General features: G+C 64.6%; 11 protein-coding genes. 6 read left to right on the forward strand and 5 right to left on the reverse strand.

All coding sequences use genetic code 11. The features are described 5' to 3' along the window. Window positions 1-3: 3 nt before the first annotated feature. Together HU760_RS18895 and HU760_RS18900 are read right to left on the reverse strand one after the other, a co-directional pair. Entirely contained in the window at window positions 4-1,626 is a 1,623-nt protein-coding gene (locus HU760_RS18895) for a methyl-accepting chemotaxis protein (protein ID WP_186673063.1), read from the reverse strand. 140 nt (window positions 1,627-1,766) lie between these two features. After that, window positions 1,767-2,447, reverse strand: a complete 681-nt coding sequence (locus HU760_RS18900) for a tellurite resistance TerB family protein (protein WP_186673065.1) — start codon at window positions 2,445-2,447, stop codon at window positions 1,767-1,769. A 216-nt stretch (window positions 2,448-2,663) separates the two neighbouring features. Here HU760_RS18900 and ydcS point away from each other — a divergent pair, with 216 nt between their 5' ends. From ydcS to HU760_RS18925, 5 genes are all read left to right on the forward strand, one after another. After that, window positions 2,664-3,815 (forward strand): putative ABC transporter substrate-binding protein YdcS, encoded by a 1,152-nt coding sequence (gene ydcS / locus HU760_RS18905; protein WP_186673067.1) that lies wholly within the window; start codon window positions 2,664-2,666, stop codon window positions 3,813-3,815. 150 nt (window positions 3,816-3,965) lie between these two features. After that, window positions 3,966-4,997, forward strand: coding sequence for an ABC transporter ATP-binding protein (locus HU760_RS18910; RefSeq protein ID WP_186673074.1), 1,032 nt, complete (start codon window positions 3,966-3,968; stop codon window positions 4,995-4,997). 1 nt (window position 4,998) lies between these two features. After that, the gene (locus HU760_RS18915; RefSeq protein WP_186673076.1) at window positions 4,999-5,910 is read left to right on the forward strand and encodes an ABC transporter permease; all 912 of its coding nucleotides are present in this window, start codon (window positions 4,999-5,001) and stop codon (window positions 5,908-5,910) included. Beyond that, window positions 5,900-6,706 carry an ABC transporter permease gene (locus HU760_RS18920; protein WP_186673078.1) on the forward strand — a complete coding sequence of 269 codons (807 nt, stop codon included), beginning with the start codon at window positions 5,900-5,902 and terminating at the stop codon, window positions 6,704-6,706. The genes HU760_RS18915 and HU760_RS18920 overlap by 11 nt, the downstream gene beginning before the upstream one ends. A 17-nt stretch (window positions 6,707-6,723) precedes the next feature. Beyond that, window positions 6,724-8,148 carry a gamma-aminobutyraldehyde dehydrogenase gene (locus tag HU760_RS18925; protein ID WP_186673080.1) on the forward strand — a complete coding sequence of 475 codons (1,425 nt, stop codon included), beginning with the start codon at window positions 6,724-6,726 and terminating at the stop codon, window positions 8,146-8,148. 126 nt (window positions 8,149-8,274) lie between these two features. On the opposite strand, the gene HU760_RS18930 is transcribed toward HU760_RS18925, so the two are convergent. From HU760_RS18930 to HU760_RS18940, 3 genes are all read right to left on the reverse strand, one after another. Continuing rightward, complete coding sequence (locus HU760_RS18930; protein ID WP_186673082.1) at window positions 8,275-9,381, reverse strand: NADH:flavin oxidoreductase/NADH oxidase; 1,107 nt, start codon at window positions 9,379-9,381, stop codon at window positions 8,275-8,277. 232 nt (window positions 9,382-9,613) lie between these two features. Then, window positions 9,614-11,323, reverse strand: coding sequence for a single-stranded-DNA-specific exonuclease RecJ (gene recJ, locus HU760_RS18935; RefSeq protein WP_186673084.1), 1,710 nt, complete (start codon window positions 11,321-11,323; stop codon window positions 9,614-9,616). Between the two features lie 8 nt (window positions 11,324-11,331). Then, complete coding sequence (locus tag HU760_RS18940; protein WP_170028531.1) at window positions 11,332-11,874, reverse strand: YaeQ family protein; 543 nt, start codon at window positions 11,872-11,874, stop codon at window positions 11,332-11,334. A 132-nt stretch (window positions 11,875-12,006) separates the two neighbouring features. On the opposite strand from HU760_RS18940, the gene HU760_RS18945 reads away from it, so the two are divergent. Further along, window positions 12,007-13,206: a CaiB/BaiF CoA transferase family protein gene (locus HU760_RS18945; protein ID WP_186673086.1), complete on the forward strand. Its 1,200-nt coding sequence runs from the start codon at window positions 12,007-12,009 to the stop codon at window positions 13,204-13,206. Window positions 13,207-13,216: the final 10 nt, after the last annotated feature.

Below are 13,216 nucleotides of genomic sequence, written 5' to 3' on the forward strand. Positions count from 1 at the left end.
CCGTCAGACTTTGAAGCGCGACACGCCGCCACGCAGGCCAGCGGCCACCTGGCTCAGCTCATCGATGGCGAAACTGGCCTGGCGCAGCGACTCGACCGTCTGGGTGCTGGCATCGCTGAGCTGGGCCAGCGCCTGGTTGATCTGCTCGGCCCCGGTGGCCTGGGCCTGCATGCCTTCGTTGACCATCAGCACGCGCGGCGCCAGGGCCTGCACCTGGTGGATGATCTGGCTCAGTTGCTCGCCCACCTGCTGCACCTCGAACATGCCGCGGCGCACTTCTTCGGAGAACTTGTCCATGCCCATGACCCCAGCCGATACGGCCGACTGGATCTCGCGTACCATTTGCTCGATGTCGTAGGTGGCCACGGCGGTCTGGTCGGCCAGGCGACGCACTTCGGTGGCGACCACGGCAAAGCCGCGGCCATATTCACCGGCCTTCTCCGCCTCGATGGCGGCGTTGAGCGACAACAGGTTGGTCTGGTCGGCGACCTTGACGATGGTCACGACCATCTGGGTGATGTTGCTGGCCTTTTCATTGAGGATGGCCAGCTTGGCATTGACCAGGTCAGCGGCGCCCATCACCTGGTGCATGGTTTCTTCCATTCGCGCCAGGCCCTGCTGGCCGGAACCGGCCAGGCTGGAAGCCTGGTCCGCAGCCGAGGTCACTTCGGTCATGGTGCGCACCAGGTCGCGCGAGGTGGCGGCGATTTCCCGCGAAGTGGCACCAATTTCCGTGGTGGTGGCGGCCGTTTCGGTGGCAGTGGCCTGCTGTTGCTTGGAAGTGGCGGCAATCTCGGTCACCGAGGTGGTCACCTGTACCGACGAGCGCTGGGCCTGGGCTACCAGGTTGGCCAAGGCCTCGGCCATTTCGTTGAAACCGCTTTCGATGGCACCGAATTCGTCCTTGCGCTCCAGGCTCAGGCGCATGCTCAGGTCGCCTGAGCGCAGTTTGTCGAGGGCATGCACAATGCGCTGCATGGGCGCCGAAATGGCACGCATCAACAGCAGCCCGCAAATGCCCGCAACGATGATTGCCAGCAACAGCGAAACCACCATGCTGCCCTTGGCCGTGCTCACGGCATTGACGATGTCGTTGGTGGCGGCTTCGGCCGAGGCCCGATTCTCCTCGATGACTTCGGTCAGGTGCTTGCGCCCATCCACCCAGGTCGGGGTGAGCACCTCGTTGATCAGCCGCTGGGCACCGTCGTAGTCATGCTGACGGTAGGCGTCCAGTACCTGGCCAACGATCTTCATGTAGTTTTCTTCGAGTTGCACGAAGGAATCGAAGCGGGTCTGGTCGTCCTTGGTCAGGATCGTGGCCTGGTAACTCACCATGTGCTGCTTCAGACGATCCTCGAAACCTTTGAACAGTTCCATGTCGGCCGAGGTGATTTCGCGGCGGTTGGACAGGCCCACCAGTTGCTGGCTGGTGACATAGCTGTCGACCCAGGCGCTGCGGATCATCGAGCTGTAGTAAACCCCTGGAATGCTGTCGCTCCCCACCGCCTCTTCGGCCACTTCGATGGCCACCAACCGCGAGTAGGCGGCCACGATCATCAGCAGCATGATGGCGATGATCACGGCGAAACTTGCCAGGATCCGTTGGCGCAAGGTCCAGTTCTTCACATTCAGCCCTCAGGAATTCGCAACGAGCGGGAAAAATCGCCGAAGTATAGCTCAGGCGTCCGCCGCTTTTGCGGCTGAATGGAAGGCGCGCGCTAGACAGGCCATTGGAGCTGCGCGTGTGCAGCCCCATCCGCTCGATATCAGCCTGCTGCAAGCCGAGCCTGGCTTTCCAGCTCCTGGCGCAGGCCCGGGTCCAGGCGCAGCTGGCGGGCCAGCTCGTCCAGGTAGGCGCGCTCCATGAAGTTTTCCTGATCGACCATCATCACGCTCGCCAGGTACATCTCGGCGGCCATTTCCGGCGTTTGCGCAGCCCGGGCCACTTCGGCCGGGTCCAACGGCTTGTTCAACTCGTCATGCAGCCAGTGCTGCAGTTCATGGTCGCTGTCCAGGCGGCTGAACTCGCCCTCGATCAGCGCCCGCTCGCGCTCGTCGATGTGGCCATCGGACTTGGCCGCCGCCACCAGTGCCCGCAGCACGGCCTGGCTGTGCTGTTCGGCCTGGGCCGGCGGCAGGCGGTCGACGGTGCGGGGCTCGCTGGCGGCCAGCCGCTGGTTGGCCTGCCAGTTGCCATAGGCTTTGTAGGCCAAGACGCCCAGCGCGGCCAGGCCACCGTAAGTCAGCGCCTTGCCGCCATACTTGCGGGCCTTCTTGCTGCCCAGCAACAGGCCCAGGGCGCCGCCACCCAACAAACCACCACCGGCGCCGGACAACAGCCCGCCAAGCCCGCCGGCAGTGCTGCCGGGCTTACCGGCAGCCCCCTGTTTTTCGAGCAGCTGCTGGCCGGACTTGAGAAGCTGATCGAGCAGGTTGCGGGTGTTCATTCACAGGTCTCCACGCAAGAAAATTCATACGCCAGAGTAAGGCTTGGCAAAACGCACGCCACTGTGGATTTGCTTCCGGATGTTGCATTGGCTGGCAAAAAGCCAACTAGACTCGATATCGCCAACACCCCGCGCCCACGCACTACGCTGATAACAAACGCTTCACGGCTTGCTTGATGACTGCCCCGAACAAGATCTCCAAGAAGAGGGAACACCATGTCAGTGCACAAGACCGCATTGCTCGGCGCCATGACCGGTGCCGTGCTCGCCAGCGCCAGCCTGCAGGCTGCCGAACCGCCCAAGGCCCTGGGCCCTGGCGAAGGGCGCCTGGACATCGTCGCCTGGCCGGGCTACATCGAGCGCGGTGAAAGCGACAAGGCCTACGACTGGGTCACCGGTTTCGAGAAGGAAACCGGCTGCAAGGTCAGCGTCAAGACCGCCGCCACCTCGGACGAGATGGTCAGCCTGATGACCAAGGGCGGCTACGATCTGGTCACTGCTTCGGGTGATGCCTCGTTACGGCTGATCGCAGGCAAGCGGGTGCAGCCGATCAATACCGCGTTGATCCCCAACTGGAAGAACATCGACCCGCGCTTGCAGAATGGCGGCTGGTACGTGGTCGACAAGCAGGTCTACGGCACCCCGTACCAGTGGGGGCCGAACGTGCTGTTGTACAACACCGAGGTGTTCAAGCAGGCGCCCACCAGTTGGGGTGTGCTGTTCGAACCGCAGAACCTGCCCGACGGCAAGCCGAACAAGGGGCGCGTGCAGGCCTACGACGGGCCGATCTACATCGCCGATGCGGCGCTGTACCTGAAAACCGCCAAGCCGGAGCTGGGCATCCAGGACCCGTACCAACTCAACGAGGCCCAGTACAAGGCCGTGCTGGAGCTGCTGCGCCAGCAGCAACCGCTGATCCACCGCTACTGGCATGACGCCACGGTGCAGATGAGCGACGTGAAGAACGAAGGCGTGGTTGCCTCCAGCTCCTGGGGCTACATGGTCAATGGCCTCAAAGCCGAAAAGCAGCCCGTGGCCTCGACCATTCCCAAGGAAGGCGCGACCGGCTGGGCCGACACCACCATGCTGCACAGCGAGGCCAAGCACCCCAACTGTGCCTACAAATGGATGGACTGGTCGCTGCAGCCGAAAGTCCAGGGTGACGTGGCGGCCTGGTTCGGTTCGTTGCCGGCGGTGCCGGCGGCCTGCACCGGCAACGAGCTGCTGGGGGCCGAGGGCTGCAAGACCAACGGTTTCGACAACTTCGACAAGATCGCCTTCTGGAAAACCCCGCAGGCCCAGGGCGGCAAGTTCGTGCCGTATAGCCGCTGGACCCAGGATTACATTGCGATCATGGGCGGGCGCTGAGGTTGCCTGAATGCCTGTGCCTGCCTCTTCGCGGGTGAACCCGCTCCCACAGGTAGAGCACCACCCTTACAGGCGGTGATGAACCTGTAGGAGCGGGTTCACCCGCGAAGAGGCAGGCACAGGAGTAAGCCAGTTGTCCGGAGCACACGCATGCCCCTAGCCGTCCAGTTCACCCAGGTTTCCCGCACCTTCGGCGAGGTCAAGGCCGTCGACCAGGTCAGCATCGACATCATCGATGGCGAATTCTTCTCCATGCTCGGCCCCTCTGGTTCGGGCAAGACCACCTGCCTGCGCCTGATCGCAGGCTTCGAGCAACCCACCAGCGGTTCGATCCGCATCCACGGTGTCGAGGCTGCGGGCGTACCGCCCTACCAGCGCGACGTCAACACCGTATTCCAGGACTACGCCCTGTTCCCGCACATGAACGTACTGGACAACATCGCCTACGGCCTGAAGGTAAAAGGCGTGGCCAAGGCCGAACGCCACAGCCGTGCCGAAGAAGCCCTGGCGATGGTGGCCCTGGCCGGCTACGGCGCGCGCAAACCGGCGCAGTTGTCCGGGGGCCAACGCCAACGCGTGGCCCTGGCCCGCGCGCTGGTCAACCGGCCACGGGTACTGCTTCTGGACGAGCCGCTTGGCGCGCTGGACCTGAAGTTGCGCGAACAGATGCAGGGCGAGCTGAAAAAGCTGCAGCGCCAGCTGGGCATCACCTTCATCTTCGTCACCCACGACCAGACCGAGGCGCTGTCGATGTCCGATCGCGTTGCAGTATTCAACCGCGGCCGCATCGAGCAGGTCGACACCCCGCGCAACCTGTACATGCAACCTGCCACCACCTTCGTCGCCGAATTCGTCGGCACCTCCAATGTGGTGCGTGGCGAACTGGCCATGGCCCTCAATGGCAGCCCGGCGCCCTTCTCCATCCGCCCCGAACATATCCGCCTCGGCGACCCGGCCACAGCCGGCCAGCACATCCAGGTCAGCGGCTTGCTGCGCGATATCCAGTACCAGGGCAGTGCCACCCGCTACGAGCTGCAACTGGACAGCGGCCAGCTGCTGGCGGTGAGCCAGGCCAACGACCGCTGGCAGGCGCAGGCACAGGCCTGGCAACCCGGGCAACGGGTACAGGCGCACTGGCCCCGCGAAGCCATGACGGTGCTGCAGGAAACCGAGGGCCGCTGACATGAGCACACTGCGCGGCCTGTCCAACCTGCTGTACCGGCGCCCCAACCTGTACCTGGCCCTGCTGCTGATCCCACCGCTGACCTGGTTCGGCGCGATCTACCTGGGCTCGCTGCTGAACCTGCTGTGGCAGGGCTTCTATACCTTCGACGACTTCACCATGGCGGTGACGCCGGACCTGACCTTGGGCAATTTCGCCGCGCTGTTCAACCCGTCGAACTTCGACATCATCCTGCGCACCCTGGGCATGGCGCTGGCGGTGTCGCTGGCCAGTGCGGTGCTGGCCTTCCCCATCGCCTACTACATGGCGCGCTACACCAGCGGCAAGACCAAGGCGTTTTTCTATATCGCGGTGATGATGCCGATGTGGGCCAGCTACATCGTCAAGACCTACGCCTGGACCCTGCTGCTGGCCAAGGGCGGCGTGGCCCAATGGTTCGTCCAGCAGCTGCACCTGGATGCCCTGCTGCAAACGGTGCTGGCGGTACCGGGCGTGGGCGGCAGCACGCTGTCGACTTCGCACCTGGGGCGCTTCATGGTGTTCGTGTACATCTGGCTGCCGTTCATGATCCTGCCGATCCAGGCCTCGCTGGAACGCTTGCCGCCGTCGCTGCTGCAAGCCTCGGCAGACCTCGGCGCCCGGCCTGGGCAAACCTTCGTGCAGGTGATCCTGCCGCTGTCGATCCCGGGCATTGCCGCCGGCTCGATCTTCACCTTTTCGCTGACCCTCGGCGACTTCATCGTGCCGCAGCTGGTCGGCCCGCCTGGCTACTTCATCGGCAGCATGGTCTATGCCCAGCAAGGGGCGATCGGCAACATGCCGATGGCCGCTGCCTTCACCCTGGTGCCGATCGTGCTGATCGCGGTATACCTGTGCCTGGTCAAGCGCCTGGGGGCCTTCGATGCACTCTGAAAAAGCCTCGGTCGGGCTGCGCCTGGCCGCCTGGGGCGGCCTGCTGTTCCTGCACTTTCCGATCCTGATCATCTTCCTGTACGCCTTCAACACCGAAGATGCGGCGTTCAGCTTTCCGCCCAAGGGCTTTACCTTGAAGTGGTTCGCCGTAGCGTTCGCCCGGCCCGATGTGCTGGAGGCGATCCAGCTGTCGCTGCAGGTAGCCTGCCTGGCCACGCTGATCGCCCTGGTGCTGGGTACCCTGGCCTCGGCGGCGCTGTATCGGCGCAGCTTTTTCGGCAAGGAGAGCATTTCGCTGCTGCTGATCCTGCCCATCGCCCTGCCCGGCATCATCACCGGTATCGCCCTGCTCTCGGCGTTCAAGAGCCTGGGCCTGGAACCCGGGGTGTTCACCATCGTGGTCGGCCACGCCACCTTTTGCGTGGTGATCGTCTACAACAACGTCATCGCTCGCCTGCGACGTACTTCGCAGAGCCTGATCGAAGCCTCGATGGACCTGGGCGCCGATGGCTGGCAGACCTTCCGCTACATCATCCTGCCCAACCTCGGCTCGGCGCTGCTGGCCGGCGGCATGCTGGCCTTTGCCCTGTCGTTCGACGAGATCATCGTCACCACCTTCACCGCCGGCCACGAACGCACCCTGCCGATCTGGCTGCTCAACCAGCTCAGCCGCCCGCGTGACGTGCCGGTGACCAACGTGGTCGCCATGCTGGTGATGCTGGTGACCATGCTGCCAATTCTTGGCGCCTATTACCTGACCCGCGGCGGCGAAAGCGTCGCGGGCAGTGGCAAATGACCCTGGAGGAGTCCCCGATGCAAACGCAGATGCTGATCAATGGCCAGCTGGTCGCCGGCGAAGGCCCGGCCTGGACCGTGCTCAACCCGGCACTGGGCAGCGCCCTGGCGCAGATCAACGAAGCCACCGAGGCGCAGGTGGACAGCGCGGTACGCGCCGCCGACCAGGCCTTCGACAGCTGGTCACAAACCAGCCCCAAGGAGCGTTCGCAAGCGTTGCTGGCGCTGGCCGACGCCATCGAGGCGCATGGCGACGAGCTGGCCCGCCTGGAGTCGCAGAATTGCGGCAAGCCGTTGAGCGCCGCGCTGAATGACGAGATCCCGGCGATCGCCGATGTGTTTCGCTATTTCGCCGGTGCAGCACGCTGCCTGGGCGGTTCGGCAGCTGGCGAATACCTGCCGGGCCATACCTCGATGATCCGCCGTGACCCGCTGGGCGTGGTCGCCTCGATCGCGCCGTGGAACTACCCGTTGATGATGCTGGCATGGAAGATCGCTCCGGCCCTGGCCGCCGGCAACACGGTGGTGATAAAGCCCTCGGAGATGACCCCGTTGACCGCCTTGCGCCTGGGCGAGCTGGCCCTGGACCTGTTGCCGCCGGGGGTGTTGAACATCCTCTTCGGCCGCGGCCAGACCGTCGGCAACCCGTTGGTGACCCACCCCAAGGTGCGCATGGTGTCGCTGACCGGCTCGATTCCCACCGGCGCGCGCATCATCAGCGCCACCGCCGACAGCGTGAAACGCATGCACATGGAACTGGGCGGCAAGGCGCCGGTGCTGGTGTTCGACGATGCCGACCTCGACGCGGCCGTCGACGGTATCCGCACCTTCGGCTTCTACAACGCCGGCCAGGACTGTACAGCCGCGTGCCGGCTGTATGTGCAGGACGGCATCTACGAGCGCTTCGTCGAACGCCTGGGTGAAGCGGTGGCCAGCCTCAAGCCCGGCCTGCAGGAAGCCGAAGACACCGAGCTGGGGCCACTGATCAGTGCCCAGCACCGCGACAAGGTCGCTGGCCTGGTACAGCGGGCCATTGCCCAGCCGCATATCCGCCTGGTGACCGGCGGCAAGGCGATCGAGGGTGACGGTTTCTTCTTCGAGCCGACGGTGTTGGCCGATGCCCTGCAGGACGACGAGATCGTGCGAAACGAAGTGTTCGGCCCAGTGGTCTCGGTCACCCGCTTCAGCGACGAAGCGCAGGCGCTGGCATGGGCCAACGACTCGGACTACGGCCTGGCCTCATCGGTATGGACCCGCGACACTGGCCGCGCCCACCGCCTGGCGGCGCGCCTGCAGTATGGCTGCACCTGGGTGAACACCCACTTCATGCTGGTCAGCGAAATGCCCCATGGCGGGCAGAAGCATTCGGGGTATGGCAAGGACATGTCGATGTATGGGCTGGAAGACTACACCTGTGTACGGCATGTGATGATCAAGCACTAGGCCAAGGTTGAATCTACTGGCCTCTTCGCGGGCTTGCCCGCTCCCACAGGTACATCACAGCCCTTGAGGTTTGTGATGTACCTGTGGGAGCGGGCAAGCCCGCGAAGAGGCAAGTGCAGGTAGAACCTAGTCCCGCAGGTCCGACTCGTGAATCGGGTTGGCCCGGCTGGTCGCGCGCTGGTATTGCGCTGGCCAGGTGGCCTTGTTGCCGCCCAGGTCATCATCGGCGTGCAACGGCCAGTACGGGTCGCGCAGCAGTTCGCGGGCAAGGAAGATGATGTCGGCCTGGCCAGTGCGCAGAATGTGCTCGGCCTGGGCCGGTTCGGTGATCATGCCCACGGTGCCGGTGGCTATTTCCGACTCCTTGCGCACACGCTCGGCGAAACGGGTCTGGTAGCCCGGGCCGGTGGGGATCTCGGCATTGACCGAGGTGCCGCCGGAGGACACATCGATCAGGTCGACGCCCAGACTACGCAGGCGGCGCGCCAGTTCGACGGTTTCATCCGGGTTCCAGCCGTCCTCTACCCAATCGGTCGCCGACACCCGCACGAACAGCGGCAGCTCGGCCGGCCACACCTTGCGCACGGCCTCGACCACCTGCAAGGTCAGGCGGATGCGGTTTTCAAAGCAGCTGCCGTACTCGTCACGGCGCTGGTTGCTCAGCGGTGACAGGAACTGGTGCAGCAGGTAGCCATGCGCGGCGTGGATTTCCACGACCTTGAATCCAGCTTTCAGGGCACGCTCGGTCGAGGCGACGAAAGCGCCGATCACGCCCTGGATTTCGTCGTGGTTCAGTTCGTGAGGTGTCGTGTGCTGCGGGTCGAAGGCGATCCTTGATGGCCCTACCGGCTGCCAGCCACCCTCTTCCGGCTTGACGCTGCCTTGTTTGCCCAGCCAAGGCCGATAGGTACTGGCCTTGCGCCCGGCGTGGGCCAGCTGGATGCCAGGTACCACGCCCTGGGCGGTGATGAACCGGGTGATGCGCTGCAACGGGGCGATCTGTGTATCGTCCCACAGGCCGAGGTCTTCGGCGGTGATGCGGCCATCGGCGGTCACCGCCACCGCTTCGGTGATGACCAGGCCTGCGCCACCCACGGCGCGGCTGCCTAGATGAACAAGGTGCCAATCGTTGGCCAGGCCATCGACAGCGGAATACTGGCACATCGGCGAAACGGCGATGCGGTTGGGCAGGGTCAGCTGACGCAGGGTGTAAGGCTCGAGCAGCAGGCTCATGAGGGCACCTCCCAAGGACTCCAATGGTGATTCGGCCCGGACACTCAATTGCACGTCCCTGGCCCGGGTCCGGTCAATATTCAGACTAGACCAGAATGGTGGGGGGGAAGGTTCAGTGGGATGGCGAGGTGTTTGCCGAAAGGTTTGCAGCGCCTGTGAGATCGAGCGCCGCGCGGGCGCCGCTCGATTTGTGCCCCACCGCAAAAACCAAGGCAGACACCTGACGGTAAACTCAGCGCGGCTCCATGTGGGCAATCATCAACTGCACGCTTTCATTGCCACGAAACTCGTTCACGTCCAGCTTGTACGCCAGTTCGACCCAACGCACCGTCGGGTTCGGCCACACTTCACGGTCGATACCGAAGGCAATGCCGTCCAACCGCACCGAACCACATTCGCTCTTGAGTACCACCTTCAGGTGCCGCTCGCCCACCACGCGCTGCTCCACCAGCTGGAACACGCCGTGGAACAGCGGCTCGGGGAAGTGCTGCCCCCAAGGGCCGGCATGGCGCAGGGCCTTGGCCAGGTCGAGGTGGAACTCTTCCACCGCCAGGCAACCATCTGACAACAGGCGGCCGGTCAGGTCGTCTTCAACCAGGTGACGGCGGACTTCTTCGTCGAACGCTTGGGCAAATGCCGGGAAATTCGCCTCGGGCAATGACAACCCGGCGGCCATGGCGTGGCCGCCGAACTTGCTGATCAATTGCGGCTGGCGCGCGGCCACGGCATCCAGCGCATCGCGAATATGGAAGCCCGGCACCGAACGCGCCGAGCCCTTGAGCATGCCCTCACCGGCATCGGCGAAAGCAATGGTCGGCCGGTGATAACGCTCCTTCAGGCGCGAGGCCAGGATACCGATCACCCCCTGGTGCCAGTCCGCATCGAACAGGCACAGACCGTAGGGCATCGACTCGACCGGCAGGTCCTTGAGCTGGGCCAGTGCCTCACGCTGCATGCCCTGCTCGATGGACTTGCGGTCCTGGTTCAGGTCGTCCAGCTGCTGGGCCATGTCCTTGGCCAGGGCAGCGTCCTCGCACAGCAGGCATTCGATGCCCAGGCTCATGTCGTCCAGGCGCCCGGCAGCGTTGAGGCGCGGGCCCAGGATGAAGCCGAGGTCGGTCGAGGTGATACGCCGGTGGTCGCGGCGAGCCACTTCGAGAATGGCCTTGAGCCCCGGACGGGCACGGCCGGCGCGAATACGTTCGAGGCCCTGGTGCACCAGGATACGGTTGTTGGCGTCCAGCGGCACCACGTCGGCGACGCTGCCCAGGGCGACCAGGTCAAGCAGTTCGCCGATGTTCGGCTGTGGCTGCGTCTCGTAGCGCCCAAGGCTGCGCAGGCGTGCACGCAGGGCCATCAGCACGTAGAAGATCACCCCGACTCCGGCCAATGCCTTGCTCGGGAAGGTGCAGCCCGGCTGATTGGGATTGATGATGGCATCGGCAGCGGGCAACTGCTCACCCGGCAGGTGGTGGTCGGTCACCAGCACCTTGAGCCCCGCCGCCTTGGCCGCCGCTACCCCGTCGACACTGGAAATGCCGTTGTCCACGGTAATCAGCAGTTGCGGCTGGCGTTGCAGCGCTACCGCGACGATTTCCGGGGTCAGGCCGTAGCCATACTCGAAGCGGTTGGGCACCAGGTAATCGACATGCGCCGCGCCCAGCAGGCGCAGGCCCAGCACACCGACCGTACTGGCAGTGGCGCCATCGGCATCGAAGTCGCCAACAATCAGGATGCGCTGGCGCTGGTCGATGGCCTCGACCAGCAGATCGACACCGGCTTCCATACCCTTGAGTTGCTGGAACGGCAGCAGGCGCGCCAGGCTTTTGTCCAGTTCGGCCTCGCTCTGCACGCCGCGGGCGGCGTACAGGCGGGTCAGCAAGGGGGGCAGGTTACCGAGAAATGGCAGGGTCGGCGGCAGCGGGCGAGGTTCGATACGCATGGGGTGCTTCAGCCACGCTCACCCAGCAGCCACTCCAGCTGCACTTCGTGCTGGCCCCGGTCATCGGTGACGAACACCGTGCCCTCGCTGATCATCACGTCCCACTTGATGGTGCGGGGCATGTCGGTAGCGAGGGTTGCCAACACCTCCTGCGGGACGGCGGCGATGCTCAGGTTCTTCAGGCCCTTGACCGCGTCCACCACCTTGTTCTGCCACACGCGCAGGCTGCCATAGGCCAGCAGGCTGGTACGCTCGGTGCGGCGCGAGCACCAGGTCAGGCGCTCGGCGTCCGGCTGGCCCACTTCGATCCAGTGCAGGATGCGATCGTCCAGGCTCTTTTCCCACAGGGCCGCTTCGTCGACATCGGACAAGCCGCGGCCGAACGCCAGATTCTCGTTGTACCACAGCGCATAGGCCAGCAGGCGCACGGCCATGCGCTCTTCGGTTTCCGAAGGGTGACGGGCGATGGTCTGGCGGACGTTTTCGTATACGCCACGGTCGAGGTCGGTCAGGTTCAGTTCGAATTTGTAGGTGGTGGACGGCTGGGCCATGGTCGACGGGCTTCTTGCGCAAAGAAAAGTGGCACAGTCTAACCGATCCTGTCCTTCGTTGCGCCGCGGCAGTATCTGCCGCTTGCGTCCTATGATAAAACCACCGCTCTGCCCAGCTGCCACGGATGCCCCATGCCTACGCCCAGCAAACCCCTCGCCGGCCTTAAAGTCATCGAACTTGGCACCCTGATCGCAGGGCCGTTCGCCTCGCGCATCTGCGCCGAATTCGGCGCCGAGGTGATCAAGGTCGAATCGCCCGATGGCGGCGACCCGCTGCGCAAATGGCGCAAGTTGTACGAAGGCACTTCGCTGTGGTGGTTCGTGCAGGCGCGTAACAAGCAATCGCTCACCCTCAACCTCAAGCATCCCGAGGGCCGCGAGGTTCTCAAGCGGCTGCTGGCCGAAGCCGACATCCTGATCGAGAACTTCCGCCCGGGAGTGCTGGAAAAACTCGGCCTGGGCTGGGACGTGCTGCATGCCCTCAACCCGCGCCTGGTGATGGTGCGCCTGTCGGGTTTTGGCCAGACCGGGCCGATGAAGGACCAGCCAGGCTTCGGCGCCGTGGGCGAATCGATGGGCGGCCTGCGCTATATAACCGGTTTCGCCGACCGTCCGCCGGTGCGCACGGGCATTTCCATTGGTGACTCGATTGCCGCCTTGTGGGGCGTGATCGGCGCGCTGATGGCCCTGCGCCACCGGGAGGTCAATGGCGGTGAGGGCCAGGTGGTGGATGTGGCGCTGTACGAGGCGATTTTCGCCATGATGGAAAGCATGGTCCCGGAATTCGATGTGTTCGGCTTCATCCGCGAGCGCACCGGCAACATCATGCCGGGTATCACGCCCTCCTCGATTCACACCAGCGCCGACGGCAAGCATGTGCAGATCGGCGCCAATGGCGATGCCATCTTCAAGCGTTTCATGCACGCCATTGGCCGCACCGACCTGGCCGACGATCCGACCCTGGCCACCAACGATGGCCGCGACCTGCGCCGCGACGAGCTGTATGGGGTGATCGACCGCTGGGCCAACAGCCTGCCGCTGGAGCAACTGATGCAGATACTGACCACCGCCGAAGTGCCAGCCAGCCGCATCTATTCGGCCGAAGACATGTTCAACGACCCGCAGTACCTGGCGCGTGAAATGTTCCTGCAGGCCAAGCTGCCGGACGGCAAACCGTTCCGCATGCCGGGCATCGTCCCCAAACTGTCGGATACCCCCGGCTCGGCCGAATGGGTTGGCCCGGCGCTGGGCGAGCACACCGAGGCGTTGCTTGGCGCCCTGGGCTACGACGCGGCCACCATCGCCAGCCTGCGCGCAGCCGGCACGGTCTGACCCTGGCCCC

It is taken from the genome of Pseudomonas oryzicola (assembly GCF_014269185.2).
Classification (GTDB): Bacteria; Pseudomonadota; Gammaproteobacteria; order Pseudomonadales; family Pseudomonadaceae; genus Aquipseudomonas; species Aquipseudomonas oryzicola.